Source organism: Flavobacterium sp. C3NV, from assembly GCF_046825355.2.
GTDB lineage: Bacteria > Bacteroidota > Bacteroidia > Flavobacteriales > Flavobacteriaceae > Flavobacterium.
On the sequence record NZ_JBKQBJ020000025.1, the window covers coordinates 20,130 to 45,805 of the forward strand.

18 protein-coding genes and 1 other RNA gene are annotated in these 25,676 nt (G+C 34.3%); 7 read left to right on the forward strand and 12 right to left on the reverse strand.

Annotation, left to right across the window (positions count from 1 at the left end; all coding sequences use genetic code 11):
- Positions 1-26: 26 nt before the first annotated feature.
- Positions 27-320 (reverse strand): SH3 domain-containing protein, encoded by a 294-nt coding sequence (locus tag ACIDC4_RS23915; RefSeq protein WP_230039588.1) that lies wholly within the window; start codon positions 318-320, stop codon positions 27-29.
- 124 nt (positions 321-444) lie between these two features.
- Here ACIDC4_RS23915 and rnpB point away from each other — a divergent pair.
- An RNA gene (gene rnpB / locus ACIDC4_RS23920) (RNase P RNA component class A) lies at positions 445-762 on the forward strand.
- Positions 763-989: 227 nt separating this feature from the next.
- Positions 990-1,907: a ketopantoate reductase family protein gene (locus ACIDC4_RS23925; RefSeq protein ID WP_412045494.1), complete on the forward strand. Its 918-nt coding sequence runs from the start codon at positions 990-992 to the stop codon at positions 1,905-1,907.
- 6 nt (positions 1,908-1,913) lie between these two features.
- Here ACIDC4_RS23925 and ACIDC4_RS23930 read toward each other — a convergent pair whose 3' ends face one another.
- Complete coding sequence (locus ACIDC4_RS23930) at positions 1,914-2,108, reverse strand: hypothetical protein (protein ID WP_055096600.1); 195 nt, start codon at positions 2,106-2,108, stop codon at positions 1,914-1,916.
- 210 nt (positions 2,109-2,318) lie between these two features.
- Here ACIDC4_RS23930 and ACIDC4_RS23935 point away from each other — a divergent pair, with 210 nt between their 5' ends.
- Entirely contained in the window at positions 2,319-2,864 is a 546-nt protein-coding gene (locus ACIDC4_RS23935; protein WP_412045493.1) for a hypothetical protein, read from the forward strand.
- Positions 2,865-2,896: 32 nt separating this feature from the next.
- Here ACIDC4_RS23935 and ACIDC4_RS23940 read toward each other — a convergent pair whose 3' ends face one another.
- Together ACIDC4_RS23940 and ACIDC4_RS23945 are read right to left on the reverse strand one after the other, a co-directional pair.
- Positions 2,897-3,586 (reverse strand): response regulator transcription factor, encoded by a 690-nt coding sequence (locus tag ACIDC4_RS23940; protein ID WP_412045492.1) that lies wholly within the window; start codon positions 3,584-3,586, stop codon positions 2,897-2,899.
- Between the two features lie 10 nt (positions 3,587-3,596).
- Complete coding sequence (locus ACIDC4_RS23945; protein ID WP_412045491.1) at positions 3,597-4,955, reverse strand: sensor histidine kinase; 1,359 nt, start codon at positions 4,953-4,955, stop codon at positions 3,597-3,599.
- Between the two features lie 275 nt (positions 4,956-5,230).
- Here ACIDC4_RS23945 and ACIDC4_RS23950 point away from each other — a divergent pair, with 275 nt between their 5' ends.
- Complete coding sequence (locus tag ACIDC4_RS23950; protein ID WP_412045490.1) at positions 5,231-7,345, forward strand: TonB-dependent receptor domain-containing protein; 2,115 nt, start codon at positions 5,231-5,233, stop codon at positions 7,343-7,345.
- Between the two features lie 171 nt (positions 7,346-7,516).
- Here ACIDC4_RS23950 and ACIDC4_RS23955 read toward each other — a convergent pair whose 3' ends face one another.
- Positions 7,517-8,119, reverse strand: coding sequence for an RsmD family RNA methyltransferase (locus ACIDC4_RS23955; protein WP_194619772.1), 603 nt, complete (start codon positions 8,117-8,119; stop codon positions 7,517-7,519).
- The gene (locus ACIDC4_RS23960; protein ID WP_412045489.1) at positions 8,116-8,937 is read right to left on the reverse strand and encodes a DUF3822 family protein; all 822 of its coding nucleotides are present in this window, start codon (positions 8,935-8,937) and stop codon (positions 8,116-8,118) included. Before ACIDC4_RS23960 ends, ACIDC4_RS23955 begins: the two co-directional genes overlap by 4 nt.
- A 329-nt stretch (positions 8,938-9,266) precedes the next feature.
- Here ACIDC4_RS23960 and ACIDC4_RS23965 point away from each other — a divergent pair, with 329 nt between their 5' ends.
- The 3 genes from ACIDC4_RS23965 to kdsB all read left to right on the forward strand — a co-directional run bounded on the left by ACIDC4_RS23965 (position 9,267) and on the right by kdsB (position 12,490).
- Positions 9,267-10,691: an ATP-dependent DNA helicase gene (locus ACIDC4_RS23965; protein WP_230039577.1), complete on the forward strand. Its 1,425-nt coding sequence runs from the start codon at positions 9,267-9,269 to the stop codon at positions 10,689-10,691.
- 115 nt (positions 10,692-10,806) lie between these two features.
- Positions 10,807-11,637 carry a 4,5-DOPA-extradiol-dioxygenase gene (gene ygiD / locus ACIDC4_RS23970; RefSeq protein WP_412045488.1) on the forward strand — a complete coding sequence of 277 codons (831 nt, stop codon included), beginning with the start codon at positions 10,807-10,809 and terminating at the stop codon, positions 11,635-11,637.
- A gap of 121 nt (positions 11,638-11,758) precedes the next feature.
- Positions 11,759-12,490, forward strand: a complete 732-nt coding sequence (gene kdsB, locus ACIDC4_RS23975) for a 3-deoxy-manno-octulosonate cytidylyltransferase (RefSeq protein ID WP_412045487.1) — start codon at positions 11,759-11,761, stop codon at positions 12,488-12,490.
- A 429-nt stretch (positions 12,491-12,919) separates the two neighbouring features.
- Here the strand turns inward: kdsB and ACIDC4_RS23980 are convergent, their stop codons facing one another.
- From ACIDC4_RS23980 to ACIDC4_RS24005, 6 genes are all read right to left on the reverse strand, one after another.
- A complete protein-coding gene (locus ACIDC4_RS23980; protein ID WP_412045486.1) occupies positions 12,920-15,334 on the reverse strand; it encodes an alpha-ketoacid dehydrogenase subunit alpha/beta in 2,415 nt (804 codons plus the stop codon).
- 187 nt (positions 15,335-15,521) lie between these two features.
- Positions 15,522-18,272, reverse strand: a complete 2,751-nt coding sequence (locus ACIDC4_RS23985; RefSeq protein WP_412045511.1) for a gluzincin family metallopeptidase — start codon at positions 18,270-18,272, stop codon at positions 15,522-15,524.
- 304 nt (positions 18,273-18,576) lie between these two features.
- Positions 18,577-19,305, reverse strand: coding sequence for an LOG family protein (locus tag ACIDC4_RS23990; RefSeq protein WP_065448388.1), 729 nt, complete (start codon positions 19,303-19,305; stop codon positions 18,577-18,579).
- Positions 19,306-19,874: 569 nt separating this feature from the next.
- The gene (uvrA, locus tag ACIDC4_RS23995) at positions 19,875-22,706 is read right to left on the reverse strand and encodes an excinuclease ABC subunit UvrA (RefSeq protein ID WP_412045485.1); all 2,832 of its coding nucleotides are present in this window, start codon (positions 22,704-22,706) and stop codon (positions 19,875-19,877) included.
- Positions 22,707-22,807: 101 nt separating this feature from the next.
- On the reverse strand, positions 22,808-23,761 hold the full coding sequence (locus tag ACIDC4_RS24000) for a Fic family protein (protein ID WP_412045484.1): 954 nt from the start codon (positions 23,759-23,761) through the stop codon (positions 22,808-22,810).
- Positions 23,762-23,824: 63 nt separating this feature from the next.
- Positions 23,825-25,609 carry a chloride channel protein gene (locus ACIDC4_RS24005; RefSeq protein WP_412045483.1) on the reverse strand — a complete coding sequence of 595 codons (1,785 nt, stop codon included), beginning with the start codon at positions 25,607-25,609 and terminating at the stop codon, positions 23,825-23,827.
- Positions 25,610-25,676: the final 67 nt, after the last annotated feature.

Sequence of the window (25,676 nt, forward strand, 5' to 3'; positions counted from 1 at the left end):
TTATTTTACACTCAGCGACCTATTATTTATCTTCCTCTAATGCTTAAATCAAATAAAAATTTTGCCGTTTCCTGATCTGAGTCGGCTGAGAAGCCTGCTACATAAACGCCTTTTTTGCCTGATGTTGATTTAATTCCGTATACAACTGCCTCATCGCCCGGGTCTGATTCCCCTTCGTATCGATACACATGTACAATTTCAAATTTTTCAGGATTTTTTTTAATCAGGTCCGAGTTTAGATTAAAATCACAAGTAAATCCTTTTTCATGTAATTGATCCAGAGCTTTTGAAACAGTTGCGTAGTGATACATTCTAATCATGATAATTGAATTTTAAAATTATGGATTTTAAAGATAACCAATTTAAAATTAAATCATTATGATAATAGGCCAAAAATCTAAAATTTAAAATGATTATTGTTAGTAGATAAAACGCTACTTTTGCACCGCAGACCGCCTTATCGTCGTCCTGATTTATTGGGAGGGAGGAAAGTCCGGACACCACAGAGAAGCATAGCGGGTAACACCCGCCGGTGTTAGAAATAACGCAAGGACAAGTGCAACAGAAAGTATGTACAGGTAATGCTGTAGTGAAACCAGGTAAACTCTATGCGGTGAAATACCAAGTATATCAGCATTTAAGGGCTTCTCGTCCGTTGTTGAAGGGTAGGTAGCTTGAGTCATGTAGTAATACATGATCTAGATAAATGATAAGGCCTTGATTTATCAGGGACAGAATCCGGCTTATAGGTCTGCATTTTTTATATATTTGTGAAACGCTCTACTCTTTTTTCGCGAATATAATTCTCTAAAAAATATTCTTAGAATTTAATCGCTTTGCGTAATGGCATGCTGATGGCACAGATTCGCTTTCGCGAAAGCGCTGATTTAAACGGATTTGTATTATCATTTTTGTCATCCTGAGCGAACTCGAAGGAACGTAAGCAGCTCCGCAATGTATTGAAAATTGAAATTTAAAAATTGGAATTTATGACAAGAATCGGAATTTTAGGAATCGGTGGAGTAGGTGGTTATTTTGGCGGACTTTTAGCGAAAGCATATTATAAGTCTGATGAAATCGAAGTGATTTTTATCGCTCGTGGCGAAACCCAAAAAGCAATCGTAGAAAGCGGATTGAAGATCATTACTGATGATTCAGAAACTGTGGTTTATCCTAAACTGGTTTCGAATAATCCAGATGAAATTGGAGTTTTAGATTATCTAATTTGTGCTACTAAAACCTATGATATCGAGGAAAGTTTGCTTTCATTACAGCAATGTATTTCTAAGGAAACGGTGATTCTTCCGCTATATAATGGAGTAGACGCGCCGGAACGTATCCAGAAGATATTTCCTAAAAATGATATTTTGCAAGGTTGTGTTTATATTATTTCGATGATTTTTTCGCCTGGAACAATCAGGAAAATTGGCTTTTATGAAAAGTTGTTTTTTGGATCTAAAACTGCTTCGGTTTCAAAATTGAATGATTTACAAGACATCTTTGAGAAAGCTAAAATCGAAAGCTATCTGGTAGAGAATATTGAAGAAACCGTTTGGGAGAAATTCATTTTTATTTCGGCTCTGGCTTCTGTCACTTCATATTTAAACCAAAATATTGGACAGATTTTAAGCAACCCTGATGCTAAAGCTGTTTATGTCGAATTGCTTAAAGAAATTGAATTGGTAGCCAAAGCCAAAGGTTTACAACTACCATATGATATTGTAAACCAGACTATTATAAAACTAGAAAAATCGCCTAAAGAAGCGACTTCATCTATGCACAGGGATTACTTGGCAGGTAATAAAATAGAAGCAACTTCGCTAACAAAATTTGTGGTCGAAGAAGGTTTGAAATATGGCGTAAAAACTCCGCTGTACGAAAAAATAAGTAATGTTTTATTGTCTTAAAAAAGTTTAAGCTTCATCTTTTGTGGCGCGCACTAAACTAATTCCTGACATAAAAAACACTATACCTAGTATACCGTAAATAATTAATGATTTAATGTCTCGCGTTTCGCCTGAAGTACCTGCAAATATAACAGCAGTGTAAATCAAACCAACGATTCCGAGGATGGTTAATAATCCTCCGAAAAATCTTTTTAGGTTCATGATGTTTGGTTTTTAAATGTTTCATTACAAATGTATTACGTAGGTTATTTAAATAGTTATACAATTGGTTCTAAAACTTATATCATTTACAGTATGTTTATTTCGTGCTGAAATTTTTACTACCTATTTATTTGTAAGAAAATATTTTGATTTTTAATTCATTTGTATTGTTTTAATCTTATTTTTGATGCAACAATTTAAAAATCAAACATGAAGAAAAATTATCTGTTTTTACTTTTGGCAGTTCTTTGCATTAATGCTGTTCAGGCGCAGGATGATGCCCCGGTTTCGGTAGTTAAAAATCAATTTAAAGTTAATTTGCTATTTCCCGCATTTGTTTATGAGCATGGTTTTGATGCTAAAAACACACTGTATTCTGAGGTAACTTTAGGAGTTGGTTATCGTTATAGCAGTTATTATGGAACAAGCTGGTATGTTTTTCCTATGATCAACGAGCAGTTTCGTCATTACTATAATCTTGAAAAACGAGCTGCTAAGGGAAAAAGAACTGCTCGTAATTCAGGGAACTTTTTAGCTGCATCTGCGTATTACAACTTTGAATCATTAAATACCAACGAAAAATACGGTAATTACGATCCATCGTTTACTCTGGCGGCACTTTGGGGTTTTCAGCGTACTTACAAAGGCAGATTCAATCTTGAGGTACATTTAGGACCGGGAGTAAATTTTGACAAATATGATACTGAATTTGTCCCTGTTACTAACTTTACTTTAGGTTGGGTTATCGGAAAATAATCAAAAGAGATATAGTAGAAAACCTTGAGAGATCAAGGTTTTTCTATTTTAAATTCTAACCCAATATTTCGAGTGCTTTCTATTTTTATTTTTGGATCTGAATTAAAATATTTTCTAAGTCTGCTGATAAAAACATCCATACTTCGTCCTGAAAAATAATCGTCTTTTTTCCAGACAGACATTAAAATTTGGTCTCTTTTTAATAACTGATTATGGTTCAGATATAAATATTCAATAAGAGAAGCCTCCATTTCTGTGAGCTGCTGCACGTGATTTTTATTATTGAGGGTTAATCTTTCATTATCAAAAACATAAGAACCAATTTCAATGATATTATCTCCGTTCAGACTTCTTTTTTGTTCGATTCTCTTTAGAATGTTATTCAAACGCAAAATGAGTTCGTCGACTTCAAAAGGTTTAATGATGTAATCGTCTGCACCTAGTTTTAATCCAATGATTTTGTCTTCCTTTAACTTTCTCGCGGTTAGAAAAATAAATGGAATCTCAGGATTGATGTTGATTATTTTTTCGGCCAATGAAAATCCGTCCAGTTTTGGCATCATGACATCAAAAATGCAAATATCAAAAGCCTGGTTTTTAAAATAGTCTAAAGCTATTTCGCCATTTTGTGCCCAGATCACTTCAAATTGGTGCAATTCTAAATATTTTTTTAGAATTCCGGCAAAATCAAAATCGTCTTCGGCTAAAAGTAATCTTTTCAAAATAAGGTAATTAAACTTTTAATAATATAGTAAACTGAGTTCCTTTTCCTAAATCGCTCACCACGCTCACAGAGCCCTGATGCGCTTTTATAATTTGATCGACATAATACAATCCTAAACCTAAGCCTTTTGTATTATGAAGATTTCCTTGTTCTACACGATAGAATTTTTCAAATAGAAGTGATTGTTTGTTCTTTTCAATTCCAATTCCGTCATCGTCAATACTAATAGAAAATTGATTTTGAACCATTCTTGTTTTTATCGTAATCTTATTTGAACCATATTTTACAGCATTTTCGAGAACGTTTAAAAGTGCCGTAGTCAAATAAAACTTATCCAGAATGAGGTTTGTATCTTGAGTTTGAAAATTGGTTTTAATATCAACTTTAGGATACGTAATCTTGAAATCATTGATTATGGTTAATAGAAAATCTTCTGTTTCTATTTTTTCTTTTTGCAGGTCAATTCCGTTTTCAGCCAAAGAATTTGCCATAACCTGATCGATCAAATTTTGTAAACGATTGTTCTGGCGTGAAATCGTGTCAACGATTGCATTAAAACTTTCGTCATTATCCCTGATATCTTTTCGTTCTAATATTTTGGTCGAAATGCCTAAAGTGGTCAAAGGAGTTTTGAGTTCGTGTGTAATATTATTGATAAAATCAGTTTTGATCTCGTTTACTTTTTTCTGCTTGATTAATGCTTTTATGGCAATAACAAAAAGCGTTATAAGGGTTGCTATAGAAAGCAAAGACAGAATTAAAACGAAAGTCATTCGTCTTAAAATAATCATTTCCCAGTCGATTACAGACACATACATTGAATCTTCAGTCAATAACTTATAATCTTTATTTTCGAAAGTTCCGCTAGAAGTTCCAACGTAATTTCGAACTAAAAAAGCTTTATTTAAAGATAACAGGTTTCCGTATAATTTGTTTTTGATAAAAGGCTTTTCAGAGAAAATAGTATCGATTTTTTTGGCGTTTTGATACAGTACAAATTTGTTGAGTACAATCGCAAAATCTATTTTCAGGTTGGGTAAATCTCTCTTAAACTTACGCTGAATCTTTTGTGTTAAAACATCATTGTATTCATTTTCGAGTATATACTTTTTAACCTCAATTTTGGTATTTTTTCCCTGAATATAATTTTCTGATAATTCTTTGTAAAGAGCCTCTTTTTTAGAAACAATTACCGAATCAATATCACCATAATTATTAGAGATTTGAGCAATTTCATTTTTGATTTCGGTATGAAACTGCGCCACTTTATAATCGTAAGTGGTTTTTACCAAATAGCATTGTACCGCTGATAAAACGATCAGAGCAACGACAGAAAAGGCTATTAGTAAATTGATTCTTTGTTTCATTAGTTGTTTTTGTTTTGGCTCGCGAATGACACAGGTTAAACTGGTTTACACGGATTTTTTTTTTTTTTTTTTCACGCAGATTAAAGACTTTGCAGATTTATAAAAATAACCTGTGTAAATCCGTTCCATCCGTAAAATCCGTGGGCTATTCCCAATTCAAAAATAATGTTTTTGAGAGACAATCAGCACATTAACTCCGCATTAACCTTCAATTAACCTACGGAACCTTTTTTTAGAATCACTTTTGCAGGATTACAACTTAAATCCAACCAAAAATGAACCTTTATTTGCCCTTGAAAATTTTCCTGATTTTGTTTTTCTTCCTGCTTTCTTTATTTGGATATGCGCAAAATAAAACGCCAAAAGACAGTATTTCGAATAAACTTAATGAAGTTGTTGTTACTCAGAACAAAAAAACGTTTACCAATACAAACGGAAATATAAAAGTTGATGTGGCTAATTCTATCTATAATTCGATCCCGAATACGGTTGATTTATTAGCGAAATTACCAACGGTTCAGGTAAGTTCAGATAAAGAAAGTATCTTGGTTGTTGGCCGCGGAAATCCTTTAATCTACATCGACAATCAAAAAGTAGGAATGAATGATTTGAATGCTTTGGCTGTGGTCGATATTAAAACGATCGAAATCATTCAGAATCCATCTTCTAAATATGAGGCCGAAGGTCGTTCTGTAATTTTTATTACACGAAGATTCAGTAAAAAAGACGGTTTTAGAACAGAGATTTCTGAGGTTACTTCTTTTAAGAAAAAGTACAGCAATTATCTTGGTTTTAATACCAGTTTTAAAAAGAATAAAATCGAATGGAAAGCTAACTTTAATTACAATCAGCTGCAGCCGTGGGAAAATCATAGCATTGATTATCAAATTCCGGATGCGGAAATTGCTTCTAAATATGATGTAACTGCTTATTCTAAAAAACGTCAATTTGTTTTTGGAGGTAGTTTGTTTTATAAAATAAACGATGATGATTATTTTTCGTTTAGTATAAATAGTAAGCTTCAAAAAGATCTTTTTCCTATCAATACAATTACTGATAATAAAAACAAAGAGATAATAAATAATGTTGTGACATATAGTGATAATGAAAATAAAAAGAATTTTATAAACTCATTCTTGAATTATTCCAAAAAGATAAAGTCTCTAGATACGCAGGTTTTTACAGGATTTCAATACTCTAATTTCGATCAGGGAATGTGGAGTCAGGTCGAAAATAATTATAATAATACGCAGTTTGAGTTGGCACAACTTCGGGATCAAAAATTTAAGGTCAATGTTTTTTCGGGAAAAATTGATGTTGAGAAAAAGTTTAAAAACGAAATGAAATTTGAAATAGGAGGATTGTATGCTTCCGCAGATTCAAAATCAGATTTGGATATAATGTATTATGAGAATAGTGAAAATGAAATTAGTCATTATGATTTTAAAGAGCAAAATCTGGCAGGTTACAGTCAGCTTTCCGGAAAGATTAAAAAAGTCGATTTCTCGTTTGGTTTTAGAGTAGAAAACACCAATGTAAACGGAAAATTTAAAACCGATTTAGTGCCTTTGATCAATAAAAACTACACTAATTTTTTTCCGAAAGTGCAATTTTCAGTAGCTATAGACAGCACGAAAAGTATTAGTGTAAATTATGCCAAGAGTATTTCTAGACCTAATTATTCGTCTTTAAGTCAGGGAACAACGTATATAAATCCGTATTTTTTATATGCCAGAAATATTAATCTCGATCCTACGATTGTTAACGAGATTTCTTCGATATTTCAGTATCATGATAAATCGGTTAAACTAACCTATTATCAAAATACAGATCCGGTTTATAATAGTTTTTTCTTTGATAAGGATTTGAATATCATGACTTTTAAAGACGTAAATTTTGACAAGGAATCTGCATTTGTTCTCGATTTCGAATTACCTTTTACGTATAAATTCTGGACAACAACCAATTCTTTGGTTTTTGTTTCAGAGAAGATTGAAGATGCTTCAGCGGTATTTTTATCTTCAAAACCCTATGCGTATTATTATTCAAACAACGAATTTAAACTTCCAAAAGGATATACGGCGGTTCTTGCTTTTAGAGGAATTACCAAACAAAACAAAGGTGTTTTTGAAAGAAATGCAAGGTCAATTGTAGACATGGCGGTTTCGAAAACTTTCTTTAAAAATTGGAATTGCAGTCTGAACTTCAATAATGTATTTAAAAAGATAAATGAAGAAGAAGTATTTACCATTAATAATATCAACTCAAAAGCCAGGTATTTGGTTGATGAACACGAGATTTCAATTTCAATAAAGTATTCTTTTGGGAAAGTAAAGGAAACTGAATTTAAAGGGAAAAGTATGGAGGAAAACTCGGGCCGGGTGAATTAAAATGCAATGTGCATAATATTTTTTCACGCAGATTTTGCAGATTTTTCAGATTTTTTTTTAATCTTTTAATCTGTGGTTTTAGAATTTGAATTATTGCAAAATGGAGCGAAATCGGAAGTATTATAAAATCCCGATTTCGCTCCATTTGAGCTTTTTATATTCAGACGAAAATTAACCTTCGTCGTCTTCTGTAGCTTTATTCAATTTAATGGTTAGTTCTTCCTCATCATCGGTTGAGTGTAATTCGAAGAAACTAAAAAACGAACCTCCGTAACTTTTCTGGAAAGAGAAATTACTTAAGTGTTCCATCTTGGTGTATTTAGAATGCTCGATAATCATCATTCCGTCTTCGTTTAATAATTCTCTTTCGAAAACCGTAAGAACAATTTTTTCAAACGCCGCCTGATCTAATCCGTACGGAGGATCTGCAAAAATAATATCGTAAGAGGTTTTGCAATTGTCTAAAAATTTATAAACATCGCTTTTAGTTGCAGCGATATCAAAATCGTATTCTGATGACACTTGCTTAATGAATTTTACGCATCCAAAATCACCATCAACAGATGTTATTGGAGCACTTCCGCGTGAAGCAAATTCGTAACTAATGTTCCCTGTTCCGGCAAATAAATCCAAAATCTTTAAGCCTTCAAAACTAAAATGATTGTTCAAAACATTAAATAATGCTTCTTTACTCATGTCAGTCGTAGGTCTTACAGGAAGGTTTTTTGGCGGAAAAATGCGTCGTCCTTTGTATTTTCCTGAAATGATTCTCATGATTGAAATAAGATATAATGTTTTTGATTTTGTGCAGTTGAAAAGCTATTTTTTTCTTGTAATGTACTTACATCCAAGAACGAAATATGGCGAATGTATTTGTATGCAATCGCATAATACGGATCGTTTTGATGTATGGTGCCTAATAATTCAAGCGGGAAACTTTCCGGATTTAAGCTCAATTGCTCGGCTGTAAAAAGAATATAATAAAGAAAATCTTCCGGAGTCTGGTATTCAAAAGAATTGAATAATAACAATTTTTGATTCTGAACCACAATAACTTCAAAATGATTAGCATTGAAATTGACTACCATTTTTTTCTGGTCGTTGTTCTTAGAACTTTCAAGAATTTTCTCGACCAAAATACTGTTGACATGTTTGTAATCAAACGAACCAACTGTATCAATCAAAAAGTTATTGATATTGATGTACGGAATATAAACCGAATGCATCTCGTAATTTGAAATTTGATCGAAAGTAAAAAAGTCGGTTTCAAAAACCTTTGTATTGTATTGCAAATAGCTTCCTAAGAAATTTTCGTCAAACAAAGCGGTGGGTACAAAAGTCGAAAGATTGTTGTTATGAATAACTAAAATCTCGTCGTAAGTTTCTTTTAGTTCCGGATATTTTTTAAAAGCGGCGCTGTACAATTCCTCAATTTTTGATGGTTTTTGTGTAGCATCAAAATTGATTTCGTTAAAAGCTGTAATCGTATTATTTAAAGTATCAAAACAACAAAATGAAAATCCGTTCAGTGAAACCTGAATAGAAAGCTTTTTGTAATTTTTTGAAGTGATGTTAGTATTTTGCAATGACATATTGATTTACAATTCGTTACCTGTTTTACAAGAAAGAATTTAAGGCGATTACAAACTTACAAATTAAAAAGGAACAATTACAAATGCAATTTCGAAAAACAATTTTAATTGGATTTTAAAATACGGTTAAATTTTCTTTACCATGTAAGGGATTATAAGTTCATATTAATTTAGCAGAAAAAATAGAAACTTAAATTCCTTACATTACTTATATGTTGAAAAAAGTCCAAATTGATATTTTAATTGATTTTTGCCATTGCAATTGATTTTTGAATTTGACATTGAAATTGATATTTAAAAGCCCGTTCTTTGTAGTTCAATTTTTCCCTATGAATTCATCACTTTTTTACGGCGTTTTACAAAAACGATTTCCTTTTGCACCCACTTATAAACAGGACATTTTTTTTCAGAAAATTGCTATTTTCCTAACTGATACGCATAACGAAACGATTTTTGTATTGAAAGGATATGCAGGAACGGGAAAAACAACCGTGATCTCGACAATCGTAAACAATCTGGGAGATATTAATAAAAAGTTTGTTTTGCTGGCGCCAACAGGTCGCGCGGCAAAAGTGATTGCCAATTATTCGAATACACCTGCGTTTACGATTCATAAAAAAATATATTTTCCTAAAAAATCTGCTGGTGGAGGCGTGGCTTTTACCAAGCAGGTAAACAAACATAAAAACACCATTTTTATCGTCGATGAGGCTTCGATGATTTCAGACAGCAATTCAGATTCGAAATTGTACGATAACGGATCACTTCTGGATGATTTGATTCAGTATGTATATTCAGGAACCAATTGCAAAATGATTCTTTTGGGAGATACAGCGCAGCTGCCTCCGGTAAATTTAGATATAAGTCCTGCGCTTGATGTGCAAACTCTAGCCGTGCATTACGACAAAGAAATCGAGCATATCGAACTCGACGAAGTAATGCGTCAGGAAGAAAGCTCAGGGATTTTGTACAATGCGACTGAACTGCGTGAATTACTAAAAGATACTTTTATTACCGAGTTTAAATTTGATGTAAAAAGATTTAAAGATATTATCCGTCTTACGGATGGTTATGATATTCAGGATGCTATAAATTCTGCTTACAGTAATTACAGTATTGAGGATACAGCTTTTATTGTTCGTTCGAATAAAAGGGCGAATCAATACAACGAACAAATCAGAACGAGGATTTTATTTAAAGAAAGTGAACTTTCGGTTGGTGATTTTCTGATGGTGGTAAAGAATAATTATTTCTGGCTAAAAGAAACCGATGAAGCCGGATTTATTGCCAACGGAGATATTATTGAAGTTTTAGAACTCTTCGGAATCAAGGAATTATACGGTTTTAATTTTGCGAAAGTAAAGATCAGAATGGTCGATTATCCGGATCAGAAACCTTTTGAAACCGTTTTGTTATTGGATACCATAAAAAGTGAATCTCCATCTTTAACCTACGAAGAATCAAATCGTTTGTATGAAGAAGTGATGAAAGATTATGAAAGTGAAACCACAAAATACAAGAAGTTCCAAAAAGTAAAAGAGAACGAATATTTCAACGGATTACAAGTAAAATTCTCCTACGCCATTACGTGTCACAAATCGCAAGGTGGGCAATGGAATACCGTTTTTATAGAACAACCTTACTTACCAAACGGAATCGATCGTGATTATATAAGATGGCTTTATACCGCTATGACGCGTGCCAAAAATAAATTATATTTGATAGGATTTAAAGACGAGAGTTTTGAGGAATAAACACGAATTTACTTGGTCTGTTCGCTATCGCTCGAGTCACGAATTACCACGAATTAATTTTTTAAGATTTAGCATTAGTGAAAATCTGTGAAATTCGTGTTTATAATTATTTAAAATGACAACACTAAACGATTTACATTCGATTTCGTCTACGTTTTCGAATACAGATAAAATGCCGGTTTTATTTTTAGGACACGGTAGCCCGATGAATGCAATTGAAGAAAATCAGTTTGTGGCGGGTTTTCGCGATTTGGCTAAAACATTACCACAACCCAATGCTATTTTATGTGTTTCAGCACATTGGTTTACCAACGGAACCAAAGTTACTTCGATGCAAATGCCCAGAACAATCCATGATTTTGGAGGTTTTCCGCAAGCACTTTTTGATGTACAATATCCTGCGAAAGGAAGTCCGGAACTGGCTGTTGAAACTAAGAAAATATTAGAACCTGTAAATGTAGATTTAGACGAACATTGGGGTTTAGATCATGGCGCGTGGAGTGTAATTAAACACTTATATCCAGAAGCTAATGTTCCTGTAATTCAGTTGAGTATTGATTATACTAAATCAGGACAATATCATTTTGAGTTGGCTCAGAAACTACAATCTTTACGTCGTAAAGGAATTCTGATTATTGGCAGTGGGAATATTGTTCACAATTTACGTTTGGTTGATTTCAGGAATTTTGACAAAGACAATTACGGTTTTGATTGGGCAATTGAAGCCAGAGAAACCGTAAATAATTATTTATTGGATGGAAATTTCCAGCCTCTGATTGATTTCGAAAAAATGAGCAAAGCCGTTCAGGTTGCGATTCCAACTCCGGATCATTATTTGCCTTTGTTGTATACTTTAGGCTTAAAAGAAAAATCAGAAGAATTGAGTTTGTTTAATGATAAATTACTGGCAGGTTCGTTAAGTATGACCTCAGTAAAAATCATGTAACAAACTCTGCGAATCTTTGTGAAAACCTTTGTGGATCTCTGTGGTAAAATTATAACACAAAGTTTTACAAAGATTTTCGCAGAGATTCACGAAGAAAAAAAATAAATTAAAAAATATTAGAATGAAAATAATAGCTGTAATTCCGGCGCGATACGCCTCAACACGTTTTCCTGCTAAATTAATGCAGGATCTTGGCGGTAAAACCGTAATTCTAAGAACTTATGAAGCAACGGTAGCCACAAAATTGTTTGATGACGTATTTGTAGTAACCGACTCGGATTTGATTTTTGCTGAGATTGTTTCGAATGGTGGTAAAGCGATTATGAGCATCAAAGAACACGAATCAGGCAGTGATCGTATTGCTGAAGCTATATTTAGCCTTGATGTTGATATTGTAGTAAATGTACAGGGCGACGAGCCCTTTACAGAAGCTGGGCCTTTAGAACAGGTTTTATCTGTCTTTAAAGATGATGAAGATCGTAAAGTTGATTTGGCTTCGCTAATGCGTGAGATTACAGATGAAGACGAAATCAATAACCCGAATAATGTGAAAGTGGTGGTAGATCAATCGCAGTTTGCCTTGTACTTTTCAAGATCTGTGATTCCGTATCCAAGAGATACAGATGTTGGTGTTCGTTATTTTCAGCACATTGGGATTTATGCTTTTAGAAAACAGGCTTTATTAGATTTTTACAGCCTTCCTATGAAGTCTTTAGAAGCTTCTGAAAAACTGGAACAGCTAAGATATTTGGAATTCGGAAAACGTATTAAAATGGTCGAAACGACTCATGTTGGTATTGGGATTGATACGGCTGAGGATTTAGAGAAGGCTCGCGCTATTTTAGGAGTTTAGTTTGCGCGTAATGGCACACGGATGACACGGATTCGCTTGCGCGAAAACGCTGATTACACGGATTTTTGTCATTGCGAGGAACAAAGCAATCTCATATGCTGAATTACTTTATGTTTTGATAGTGTGTCAGGCTGAGCGTCCCGAGACTTCGGGAGAAGCTCGCGTTCCAATTGGTTCGCCTTCGGCTTCGCTCAGGATGACAAACGTGATGTATAATCTTAAATCCTCTTATGAAAACGAGTGCCCTAGCCCTGATAGTAGTGGAAATCCTTTTGTGTAATGAAATGGAACAAAAGATTGGAGCGGATAGCAGGAAATAGCTCCTGAAAATTTAAATTCCAAATAGTAAATTCCAAATTCCAATTTTGACAAAAATGCACATAAAAAAAAGCTCCAAATTTTGGAGCTTTTTTATATATAAATCTAAATTTATTGATACAAATTTGGATATTTTGAAGGATTAACTTCATTCATCATAGTATAAACTTTCTCAAAAATATCTTCGGCAGATGGTTTAGAGAAGTAATCACCATCAGTTCCGTAAGCCGGTCTGTGTGCTTTTGCAGCCAGGGTTTGCGGTTTACTGTCTAAGTGAATGTACGCATTTTGTTCTTCCAGAATTTGTTGCAGGATGTAAGCCGAAGCTCCACCGGGAACATCTTCGTCGATTACTAAAAGACGATTTGTTTTGGCGATACTTTTTACAATGTCTTTATTGATGTCAAACGGAAGTAGTGACTGAATGTCGATTACTTCACAATCGATTCCTAATTCTAGTAGTTCGGTTGCTGCTTGTTCTACCAATCTTAAAGTCGATCCGTATGAAACTAATGTAATATCGGCACCTTCTTTTAGGGTTTCAACTACACCAATCGGTGTTTTGAATTCACCAAAATTCAAGGGAGTTTTTTCTTTTAATCGGTAACCATTCAAACATTCGATTACTAAAGCGGGTTCGTCAGTCTCTAAAAGAGCGTTGTAAAAACCTGCTGCTTGTGTCATATTTCTTGGTACGAGAACGTGAATACCACGAACGGCATTGATAATCATACCCATTGGTGAACCAGAATGCCAGATACCTTCAAGACGGTGTCCGCGGGTTCTGATGATTAATGGTGCCTTTTGTTTACCAACGGTTCTGTATTGTAAGGTCGCCAAATCATCGCTCATGATTTGAATCGCGTATAGTAAATAATCTAAATACTGAATCTCAGCAATTGGGCGTAAACCTCTTAAAGCCATCCCAATTCCTTGCCCAATAATGGTAGCTTCACGAATACCAACATCGGCAACACGAAGTTCTCCGTATTTCTCCTGCATTCCTTCAAGACCCTGGTTTACGTCACCAATGTTTCCTACATCTTCACCAAAAATTAGTGTTTCAGGATATTTGGTAAACAAAGCATCAAAGTTATCACGAAGGATCATTCGGCCATCAAGGTCGGCTTTTGCATTATCAGCATATTCAGGAAGTACTTTTTCTACTGAAAAAACATTTTTATCTGAATCTGAATGCAAATTGCTGCTGAATCTTGGTTGCGTAATTTCGATATAATTGGTGATCCAGTCAGACAACAAAACTTTGCTGTTTGGGATTTCTATAAAGCGCAATATTTTTCTCGCGATTACCAGCATTTCCTTTTTTAAAGGCGATTTGATAGCGCTTAACTCAGAGATGTATTTTTGAATTTTATCTTTATGGTTGATACTCGCAGCAGAAATTTGCTCCAGTAAAGCCATAAGATTTTTTTGATCTTCGATAATTGGGTTGATGAAAGAGTTCCAGGCTTCTTTTTTAGCTTCAAGAACTTCTTTTTTTAATTCGGCATCAATTTCGGCCAGTTCTTCAGGAGATGCAATATTGATGGCAATCATCCATAAACGCATCTGACGAATACAATCGAAATCTCTTTCCCAAGCCAGTCTGTCGGCATTTTTGTAACGTTCGTGAGAACCTGACGTCGAGTGACCTTGCGGCTGTGTTAGTTCGTTTACGTGAATTAAAACCGGAACGTGTTGCTCACGGGCAACTGCAGCGGCTCTTTCGTAAGTCGAAACCAACTCTGCATAATCCCATCCTTTTACTCTAAAAATTTCGTACCCGTTCGCGTCTTCGTCGCGTTGGTATCCTTTTAGAATTTCAGAGATATTTTCTTTGGTAGTTTGGTATTTAGCATGAACAGAGATTCCGTATTCATCATCCCAAACGCTCATAACCATTGGTACCTGCAAAACTCCTGCAGCATTTATGGTTTCAAAAAAGAGACCTTCTGAGGTACTTGCGTTTCCTATGGTTCCCCAGGCAATTTCGTTTCCGTTTACAGAGAATTTGTCTTTGGTTTTGATACCGTCAACGTTTCTATAAATTTTAGATGCCTGAGCCAATCCCAATAATCTTGGCATTTGTCCGGCTGTAGGTGATATATCTGCGCTTGAGTTTTTTTGTTTTGTTAAGTCTTTCCAGGATCCGTCTTCGTTTAAACTGTGCGTTACAAAGTGTCCGCCCATTTGTCTTCCGGCAGACATTGGATCAAAATTTAAATCAGTATGACCGTATAAACCTGCGAAAAATTGTTTTGGAGTCAGTTCTCCAATAGCCATCATAAAAGTCTGATCGCGATAGTATCCGGAACGGAAATCTCCGTTTTGAAAAGATTTTGCCATAGCAAGCTGTGGTACTTCTTTTCCGTCACCAAATATCCCGAATTTGGCTTTTCCTGTCAATACTTCTTTACGACCTAAAAGGCTACATTCGCGGCTGGTAACTGCTATTCTGTAGTCATTCAATACCTCAGTTTTGAAATCTTCAAATGTTAGTGTAGTATTGTTTTTTTCTTTTATCATAATCTTGAGGGGTCATGTTAGACTGCGAAATTACTTAAAAACAATCAATAATCATAATTCTTTAAAATAAATATAATTTAATTATTTGTATTTAAAATCAAAAAACTACGTATATTTTTTAAGTTATTTTTACAATAAAATGTAAATTAGTGATAATATCGCATGTTTTTCTTTAAAATTTATTCAATTAAAACCATTTTCTAGTAAAAAGATTGACTAATGTTTTTGGCGATAGTGTGATCACAAATCGTATTTTTTCGTTGTATTTATTTTGAGAAATTTCCCACCCGTTATTCGAATAAACAGGAAAGTAAAGCTCAAAATAATCCGGAACGAGATTTAATCTGATACCGCTATCGTACACAAAATTTTCACTCTGGTGTTTACTTTTCATAAAGCCAACATCGCCATAAACCTCAATCCAGTTCCAGATCGAATAACTGGCGTTTAATGCTGTCATCCATTGATTGGCGTAGGCTGGCGCTAGTTTTGACTTAAAACCACCCTCGGCCATAACATATTGCTGACTAAAAAATCCGGTACTTTCTGATCGTCCGTAAAAATTATAATCGAACATATAATCGGTTGGACGGTCTAAACCAAAACTAAAATAATCTGAATTTGTTGTGTTGTATAAAAAACTTCCCGCGTACAATCTTAAATTCAGTTTATGATTGTTTTCAAATAATCGTCGGTATTCTACTTCTCCGGCAACTTTACCAAAGTTTCCTCCAAACTGAACATCAGTCATAAAACTAAAATGATCGATCAATTCGGTTTTGGTATTCGAATAACGAGCGTTAAAAACAGAATAATTGGGTTTAGAATTATCGGTTATATACTGACTTGCTTCACGATTTACAATGACTTGTCGAAACATAATAAGTTGTTTTCGATTGTCTCTAAAATTCTCTTCGCGAATTCTAAACTGAACCATAGGATTCAGTCTTAAATAAGTCGCATCAGGAGCATAATGAAAATAATTTTGACTCACAGAATATCTCACATTATAAAGCGTGCTGTTTCTGTAATATTGATTGTACACAAACGCTGATGAACCCGAAACTGTTCCGGCCTTTATAGAATAAGCAGGATTGATATCAAAAGTAAAAGGTTTATCCAGAATCGTTTTGTTATGAAAACGAATACCCGGCGTAAAACCATCATACAAATTATAAGTAAGCGTAGGAATGTATAAAATCTGGTTGTAATACGGATCTTCTAAGTCTTTGGCAAAATTAAACTTGATAGGACGATTCGTTATTACAACACTTTTTAGTGATTTCCAGTTGTTTCTCTGGTTGTATTCAGGAACTTCATTATCGTAATTCAGGACAATTTTATCAGCATTTTTTCGGTCGAATTCATAAATAGAATCCGTGTTTTTGGGTTCAATCCATTTTTTAAAAACGACTTCATTTTTCTTAAGTCCGTAAACCGAAATCGGAACGAAATTGTCGGTTTTATTTTTAATTTGAAACTGAATGCTGTCTTTTGTTCTTGAAACATTCGAAAACTTATAATCAATAATATCTCTAGAATCAATAATAGTAGTAAAAAACCAATCAATGTTTTTAGCGCTATTTTTAGTTAGTATTTTTTCAAAATCATAACGATTGGTTTGTTCGGTTTTATTCAGGTTGTAAAATTCCTGTACACTTTCGGGAACAATATCATGATTCAGATAATCATCTAAATAGCTAAGGCTTAATCCTGCGCGATATTTACTGGCAATTTGTTCGTTGAATTTTATCAAGGTATTTTTTGGATCTCCAAGCGGCTGATCGAGATTTTTTCTGGCCATCAGCATATAATAATAACTGTATTGCTCGTTGAAAGTAAGATTGGTAATGTTATAACTTTTAAAGAGTTTCATCTTAGAAAGTCGCCCAAGCATCTTTTGATCTAAATGATTTTCGTCCATGTATTTCATCATGGTATAAATCTGAATTCCGTCATAAACCCAATTGTCTTTTCTTGGATCTAGTTTTAAACTATTCTTTAAATAATTATTCAGATAAGTTTTTAAGAACGTAATTTCAAAGATAAAATCATCAGAAAACGGACTTATAAATGAAGGCAATTGATTCAATCCATAAAACGGATTACGATCATAATCTGCCTGCGAAACGGTGATTTTTTCGTGCGGATATTTCCCTATAAAAGCACTCGCAAAATTTACAACCCTATTTATAATAACGGCTTTCTGAATTTCGCTTAGCTTTTTGTTTTTAAGATTTGTAAGTACTTCAAGAGAACCATTGTCATAGTTTACAAAACTATTCTCCTTTTCGATAAAAAAATTAAAGTCGGTTCTGTTGGCTCCGGAAAAAAAATAAGTATTAAAAGATGAATTCGTTTCTTCTTTCGAAACCAAATTCAGATCTGTAGTAATCGAATACTGATTCGGAATCTTGATGTTGACCTCATAGTTGGTAGCCGCATTTGCAATATCATCTAAATTGAAATTGTTAGATTTCGTAAAACGATGATTTTCAAAACGCGCCGGACTCAGGAACCAGTTTTTTAGGTTCATTCCGCCATTTTGATCAAAGCCATAACGAGTAAATTTATCACTCGGGATTTTTGAAATATAAACAAGATGTAAATCAATTTTCTCTCCGGGATATAATTTTCGGTTTAGTTTTACGACCACAAAATCAGGATTCTTTTCCGTTCTTTCCCATTCAAGTGCCATATTATCTGAATCTGTCAAATTCAAAATAGTAGTATTTCCTCTTTCTGCAGCTTTCGCTAGGTGAAAACCTCTATAAAACTCATCCGAAAATCTTTTGGCCAATGGTGTATTCTTTCCAGAGAATGCATTATTCCAATCGTTCAAAACAATCGAAATCAAAGAATCGTTAGAGGTATTATAATAGGTAATATCCTGTTTTACATTCAGTGTTTTTAGCTCGAGATTAACCGCCACCTCCATCTTAGACTGATGTTGTGCATACTGTTTTAATGAGCTCATCAAAACAAAAACGAAGAATATGACTTTATATAATAGTTTCAATGATTGCTTGGGATAATTAATATATAACTTAAGTTACGAGTGTTCAGTTGTTTTGGTTTTTTGTAAAAATAGCATAAAAAAAGCTGTTTAAAAAAACAGCTTTAATTTTTTGTAAGATTTTATAATTATTTCACCATATAAAGTGAAATATGGAAATTTAAGTTTAACGCTTTATGCGACATTTTTAAATGAACTTATATAAATTATATGGTGAAAAAAAATATTAGAAATTAGGACTTAAATCGTATTTCTTGTAGAATTTATCCAATACATCAACCACTTCATCTTCAGTGTCAACGATCTTAAATAAGTTCAAATCCTCTGGACTAACAGTATGCATTTTTTCTACCAAAACCGTTTTTACCCATTCGATCAATCCTGACCAGAATTCAACACCAACTAATATAATTGGAAATTTCCCGATTTTTTTGGTCTGAATCAACGTAATCGCTTCAAACATTTCGTCAAGAGTTCCAAAACCTCCTGGCATTACCACAAAACCTTGCGAATATTTTACGAACATTACTTTTCTCACAAAGAAATAATCGAAATTCAGGTTTTTATCGTGATCGATATAAGGGTTAAAGTGTTGTTCAAAAGGCAATTCGATATTTAAACCCACCGAAATTCCGCCTCCTAAATGCGCACCTTTATTACCAGCTTCCATGATTCCGGGGCCACCTCCTGTGATCACACCGTAACCAGCTTTACTGATTTTGTAAGCAATTTTTTCTGCCAATAAATAGTATTTATCGTCCGGTTTTGTTCTCGCCGAACCAAAAATAGATACACACGGACCAATACGTCCCATGCTTTCGTAACCGTTTACAAACTCGGCCATGATTTTAAAAATAGCCCAGCTATCATTTGTTCTAATTTCATTCCACGTTTTTTGTTTCAAACGGTCCTGAATCACTTTGTCCTCATCATTATCAAAATCTTCTAATCTCATTTTAGGTATTTTAATTATTTATATTTTTAGCTGTGTCGTTTTTAAATTGTCATACTGAGCGGAGTCGAATTAGGAGCTATTTCCTGCTGTCCACTGTATCTTTTATGGTGAACCCCACCATAAAAGGATGCCGCTCCCATCAGGGCTAGGGCACCAGTTTTCAATTAAAACATTGTTTTTAGCCCATAAAAAATTGCCAAAATCAAAAACTTTGACAAAAAGGGCGTACTAAATTACTGCTTTTTTCGAGAATTGTTACAGAAATGGGGATTTATTAATTTAAATGTAACATTTCTGTATGAATGTTTTTGGTTGGGGATTCATTATCAATAGGTTGATAGGTTCAATAATGATTTTGATATTTTGTATCGTTAATAGATTGGTTTTAATCATTTTTCGCAATCCATGACCCCACTCTTGTCATCCCGAGGAACGAGGGATCTCCGCAAGCAGCTCGACAACTATTGGCGATTTTGCCTGAGGAATCTCTTGCGGAGATCCCTCGTTCCTACAGGGATGACAAAAATGCGCAGACTATCTTTGACAAAGGTGTTAGGATGAAATATTTTCTATTCTAACTCTTTTTTCAAAAACTTCGCCGTATAGCTTTTTTTATTTTTCGCTACTTCTTCAGGAGTGCCTTTAGCGATCAATTGTCCGCCGCCTTTTCCGCCTTCTGGACCAATATCAATAATATAATCAGCAAGTTTTATCACATCCATATTATGCTCGATAACCAGGATTGTATTTCCTTTATCGACCAATTTATTGATAACATCCATTAAAACACGAATATCTTCAAAGTGCAAACCAGTTGTAGGTTCGTCCAGAATATAAAACGTATTTCCGGTATCTTTTTTAGACAATTCTCCGGCTAGTTTAATACGTTGCGCTTCACCACCGGAAAGCGTTGTACTTTGCTGACCAAGGGTGATATAACCTAAACCAACATCCTGAATAGTTTTTACCTTTCTGTAAATCTTCGGAATGTTTTCAAAAAATGGAACCGCTTCATCAACCGTCATATTCAATACATCCGAAATTGATTTTCCTTTGTATCGAATTTCTAAAGTTTCTCTGTTAAAACGTTTTCCCTGACAGGTTTCGCATTCTACATAAACATCCGGTAAAAAGTTCATTTCGATAGTTCTAACACCTGAACCTTCGCAGGTTTCGCAACGTCCGCCTTTTACATTAAAGCTAAAACGACCCGCTTTGTAACCACGAATCATACTTTCAGAAGTCATGGTAAACAAGTTTCTGATTTCTGTAAAAACTTCTGTATATGTCGCCGGATTCGAACGTGGTGTTCTCCCAATCGGACTTTGATCGATATCAATTACTTTGTCAATATGTTCAAGACCTTCAATCTTTTTATAAGGTTGCGGTTTTTTTACACCGTTAAAATAATACGCATTCAAAATAGGGTAGAGCGTTTCGTTGATCAAAGTCGATTTTCCACTTCCTGAAACTCCCGTAACGCAAATTAATTGTCCTAAAGGCAATTCGATCGAAACATTCTTTAAGTTGTTTCCGGTTGCTCCGGTTAGTTTAAGGAATTTTCCATTTCCTTTACGGCGTTCTTTTGGAATCTCTAATTTCATTTTACCATTCAAATATTGAGCGGTTATTGTGTTTGATTTTAAAGTTTCAGCCGGAGTTCCAATACTGATGATTTCTCCTCCGTATTTACCAGCTTTTGGGCCAATATCAATAACATAATCAGCACGTTCGATCATATCTTTATCGTGTTCAACGACAATAACCGAGTTTCCGATATCACGTAATTGTTCCAAAGAATGAATTAGTTTTTCATTGTCTCTTTGGTGCAAACCAATACTTGGCTCATCCAGAATATATAAAACACCAACTAATTGCGAACCAATTTGAGTCGCTAATCGAATACGTTGAGCTTCACCACCTGAAAGTGATTTTGAACTTCGGCTTAAAGCCAAATAATTCAAACCAACATTCATCAGGAAGTTCAAACGGTCTTTGATTTCTTTTACTACTTCTGAAGCAATTAAAAGTTGTTTGTCTGATAAATGTTTGTTTAAATCCTGAAACCAAACAGTCAGATCAGAGATATCCATATCGCATAATTCGACGATATTTTTTCCGTTTATTTTAAAAAATAACGCTTCTTTTTTCAAACGCGAACCATCACAAACCGGACAATTTACTTCATCCATAAAATCTTTTGCCCAACGTTTTATAGTGGTCGAAGAAGTTTCGTCAAACTGATTTTTGATGAAATGCGAGATTCCTTCAAAATCTATTTTATAGTCACGTGTAACTCCTAAATCTTTAGAATTAACAACGAATTTATCTTTTCCACCATGCAAAATCATGGTCATGGCTTCTTCCGGAATTTTCTCAATCGGGTCGGTTATCTTGAAACTGAATTTTTCTCCAATAACTTCCAGTTGTTTAAAAATCCACGACGATTTATATTCGCCAAGCGGAGCAAAACCACCTGCTTTAATCGATAATTTAGGATTTGGAATAATCTTTTTCACGTTGATTTCGTGAACCGTTCCCAATCCGTTACAATGCGGACAAGCTCCTTTTGGAGAGTTGAACGAGAATAAATTAGGTTCCGGATTTTGATACGAAATTCCGGTTGTAGGACACATTAAATTTCTACTGAAATAACGAACTTCATTCGTATCCTGATCCAAAATCATAAGTACATTCTCGCCATGATGCATGGCGGTATTGATACTTTCAGATAATCGTTTTTGATTGTCTTCGGTATCTTCAATCAACATTCTGTCGACTACAATCTCAATATCATGGGTTTTATAACGATCCAGTTTCATTCCTGAAACCAAATCCTGCACTTCGCCGTTTACACGAACTTTAAGGAAACCTTGTTTGGTAATTTGCTGGAATAACTCGGCATAATGACCTTTTCTGGCTCGAATAATCGGAGCTAGAATATTAATGCGTTTTCCTTTAAAATCCTGAATAATCAAATCTTTAATCTGATCGTCAGAATACGAAACCATTTTTTCGCCAGTGTTGTAACTGTAAGCGTCAGCACCACGAGCATATAAAAGTCTCAGGAAATCGTATATTTCGGTAATAGTTCCTACGGTTGAACGCGGACTCTTACTCGTTGTTTTTTGTTCGATCGCAATTACGGGCGAAAGTCCGTCGATTTTATCAACATCAGGACGTTCTAATCCGCCAAGAAACTGTCTGGCATAAGCCGAAAAAGTTTCTACATAACGACGTTGTCCCTCGGCATAAATGGTATCAAACGCCAAAGAGGATTTTCCCGAGCCTGATAAACCGGTAATAACCACCAGTTTTTCACGCGGAATAGAAATGTCTATATTTTTTAGATTATGAACTCTTGCACCAAGAACTTCAATAGTATTGTCTTTTTCTAACATAATTTTGAGCAAAACGCAAAGTTACCACTTTGATTTATTCTTTTTGTGCTCGATAGCAAAACTTTATGTTACAATTAGTAACAAAATAACGCTAGTGTGAACTAGCGTTTTCTTTTTCGGGTTGCCATATATTCTTCGATAGCTTCTTTGGTAGTATACCAATTTCGACCTTCTTTGTAAGCGTCAATTTTTCCGGTTCTTGCTAATAGACTAACGTATTCCTGACCATAAGGGCTTTCAGGTTCGCTTACAATATTTTGTATAGACTGATAGTCATAAGTGCTTCCGGGCATTGAACTTAAATATATATTTAATGTTCGCTCTAAGGCCTGACACATCAAAAGTGTTAGTTTTTGATAACTTCCATTATTGGCCTGATTGAGCGCCTCGTAATATTTTTTTCTGTCATTTTTCAAAATAATAGCAGGCGGAAAACCACAACGCATTAATAATAAGTTCATACTCAAACGAACTGTACGACCATTTCCATCAAAAAAAGGATGTATCCAAACCAGTTTATGATGGTAAATCGTTGCGAGTTCAATATCGTTTAATCCTAATGGATTGGTACTAATGAAGTCTATTAATTCATCCAAATAGTCTGAAACTTTATTCGCGTTTGGAGGCATAAAATTAGCTCCTGAAATACGTACGCCGCCATTTCTCAAGCGCCCGGCAAAATCATCTTCGATAGAACGCAAAACCAACCCGTGAATAGAAAGGATATCAATACTTCGAAGTTGGTAATTATCATCAACAATAGAATATAAATAGTCAATTGCTTTATCGTGATTATGAGTTTCGAAATGTTCCCTTAAGGATTTTCCTTTTATAGTAATGCCTTCCTGAATAACCATTTGGGTTTCACGCAGGCTCATCGTATTGCCTTCTATGCTATTAGAATTATAGGTCCATTCAAGAGATAAGCTTTCGCGGATTTTATGCAAAGCAATATTAGGCAATGGTCTGCTGTCTTGCAAATCAAGCCTTTTTTGGTACAATCGATCAAATGTTGATTGAAATTCTTCTCTGTATGTTAAGTCAATATTCCACATAATCCCACAAAGATACTTCTTAATATCGGATAAATAAAATTTTTAACCTATCCGATAATAAGGCTACTCAATCGTCATAGAACGCAATTTTGTTCTGTAAGCCTCAAGTGCAATAGACTTAGAAATGAATCCAAAATATTTTCCGTTTCGTAAAACAGGAAGAAAAGCAGATTTTGATAGTTCGAATTTTTTCATCACAATTTCCATGCTGTCAGTAGATGTAATTGTTGCCAAAGGTGTTTTCATTACATCTTTTATCAAAGTATATTTAACGCGATAGTTATTGAATATAATTTCCCGAATATCATTAAAATGAACCACACCAACCAAATCTTTTTCATTGTCGACAACAGCAAAAACAACCTGATTTGAGTGTGAAATAAGATCAACCAGTTTGCTTAGATTTTCATCCGGATGAACTGTTAAATAATCACATTGAATAATAGTATCAATATCTAAAGTAGAAAGAATATTAGAGTCTTTATTACTTGTAAAAGCATGACCTTTTTTAGCTAAACCTTTTACATCAAGCGAATATTTTTCGAAACGTTTAGAAATAGCAAAACTTATCGAGGAAACAATCATCAGCGGAATCATCAGGCTATAACCTCCCGTAATTTCGGCGATTAAGAAAATGGCAGTAAGAGGTGCATGAAATAATCCGCTCAGGATACCGGCCATTCCAACCATTGTAAAATTGCTAATCGGTAATTTTGATAAACCAATAAGGCTGATAAATTTCGAGAAAAAGTAACCTAAGTAAGATCCTAAAAATAAGGAAGGAGCAAAATTCCCTCCGTTACCACCACTTCCCAGGGTTAGCCCTGAAGCGAATACTTTTACCATCATCGTGCATCCCACAAAAAGAAGCAACACCCATTGATTATTTCTAAAATCAGCAAATAAAGTATTGTCTAATATTTGTCCGGGATCACTTTCAGATAAGGTTTTGATGCTTTCGTAACCCTCTCCAAAAAGTGTTGGAAATATAAAAATAAGTAATGCCAATAACGAAGAACCAATTAGTGCTTTTCTATAAGGACCCACTTTTAAATTTGAAAAATAATGTTCGACTCTCTGGAAATTTCGAGCGTAATAAACGGCTATAAAACCTGTCAGAATTCCTAATAGAACATAAAAAGGGATATTATGATAGTTAAAAGCTTCTTGTTTTTTAAACGATAATAAAATAGTTTCATCCAAAACGATAGCAGAAACCAAAGCACCGGTCGCGGCAGAAATCATAATAGGCGTAAAGGCCGAAATACTTACGTCGACTAATAAAACTTCTATAGCAAAAAGAACTCCGGCAATTGGAGCATTAAAAGCAGCCGAAATTCCCGCTGCAACACCGCAGCCAATAAGTAATGTTCTGTCTTTATAGGGTAATTTATAGTTTTGGGCAAAGTTGGATCCAAATGCTGCTCCTGTAATCACAATAGGACTCTCTAAACCTGCAGAACCTCCTAAACCAACCGTAAGGGAAGAGGTAACGATTTGAGCATACATCTGCTTTTTTGGTATAATACTGGCTTTTTTTGCAACAGCATATAAAATCTGAGAAGTTCCTTTTTCGATGCTTCCGTTAAGAACCCTTTTTACCACAAAAACAGTCAGCACGATTCCAACAATTGGAAGTATACTATTAATGAAACTTAGTTTTAAAATACCGTTGATGTAAGTCGCAAAAGAGAAAACACTGTGAGCAAAGGTTTTAAGAACAATTACCGCCAAAGAGCAGGAAACACCAATTAAAACACTTGATAAAAAAATAAACTGCTTTGGAGTCATTAATGATTGTGCCAAAGCGATGATGCTTTCGAGTCTTCTGAAATATTTTTTTAGCATTCTGTTTGTAAAAGTTAGGTAAACTACAAATTTAGCTGATAATGTTTAATTTTAAATAGAAATCTGT

Bases quoted from the DNA above. Each gene is read 5' to 3' on its own strand.
- ACIDC4_RS23915 (WP_230039588.1), bottom strand. From the start codon at position 320: ATGATTAGAATGTATCACTACGCAACTGTTTCAAAAGCTCTGGATCAA.
- ACIDC4_RS23925 (WP_412045494.1), top strand. From the start codon at position 990: ATGACAAGAATCGGAATTTTAGGAATCGGTGGAGTAGGTGGTTATTTT.
- ACIDC4_RS23930 (WP_055096600.1), bottom strand. From the start codon at position 2,108: ATGAACCTAAAAAGATTTTTCGGAGGATTATTAACCATCCTCGGAATC.
- ACIDC4_RS23935 (WP_412045493.1), top strand. From the start codon at position 2,319: ATGAAGAAAAATTATCTGTTTTTACTTTTGGCAGTTCTTTGCATTAAT.
- ACIDC4_RS23945 (WP_412045491.1), bottom strand. From the start codon at position 4,955: ATGAAACAAAGAATCAATTTACTAATAGCCTTTTCTGTCGTTGCTCTG.
- ACIDC4_RS23950 (WP_412045490.1), top strand. From the start codon at position 5,231: ATGAACCTTTATTTGCCCTTGAAAATTTTCCTGATTTTGTTTTTCTTC.
- ACIDC4_RS23955 (WP_194619772.1), bottom strand. From the start codon at position 8,119: ATGAGAATCATTTCAGGAAAATACAAAGGACGACGCATTTTTCCGCCA.
- ACIDC4_RS23960 (WP_412045489.1), bottom strand. From the start codon at position 8,937: ATGTCATTGCAAAATACTAACATCACTTCAAAAAATTACAAAAAGCTT.
- ACIDC4_RS23965 (WP_230039577.1), top strand. From the start codon at position 9,267: ATGAATTCATCACTTTTTTACGGCGTTTTACAAAAACGATTTCCTTTT.
- ygiD (WP_412045488.1), top strand. From the start codon at position 10,807: ATGACAACACTAAACGATTTACATTCGATTTCGTCTACGTTTTCGAAT.
- kdsB (WP_412045487.1), top strand. From the start codon at position 11,759: ATGAAAATAATAGCTGTAATTCCGGCGCGATACGCCTCAACACGTTTT.
- ACIDC4_RS23980 (WP_412045486.1), bottom strand. From the start codon at position 15,334: ATGATAAAAGAAAAAAACAATACTACACTAACATTTGAAGATTTCAAA.
- ACIDC4_RS23985 (WP_412045511.1), bottom strand. From the start codon at position 18,272: ATGGAGGTGGCGGTTAATCTCGAGCTAAAAACACTGAATGTAAAACAG.
- ACIDC4_RS23990 (WP_065448388.1), bottom strand. From the start codon at position 19,305: ATGAGATTAGAAGATTTTGATAATGATGAGGACAAAGTGATTCAGGAC.
- uvrA (WP_412045485.1), bottom strand. From the start codon at position 22,706: ATGTTAGAAAAAGACAATACTATTGAAGTTCTTGGTGCAAGAGTTCAT.
- ACIDC4_RS24000 (WP_412045484.1), bottom strand. From the start codon at position 23,761: ATGTGGAATATTGACTTAACATACAGAGAAGAATTTCAATCAACATTT.
- ACIDC4_RS24005 (WP_412045483.1), bottom strand. From the start codon at position 25,609: ATGCTAAAAAAATATTTCAGAAGACTCGAAAGCATCATCGCTTTGGCA.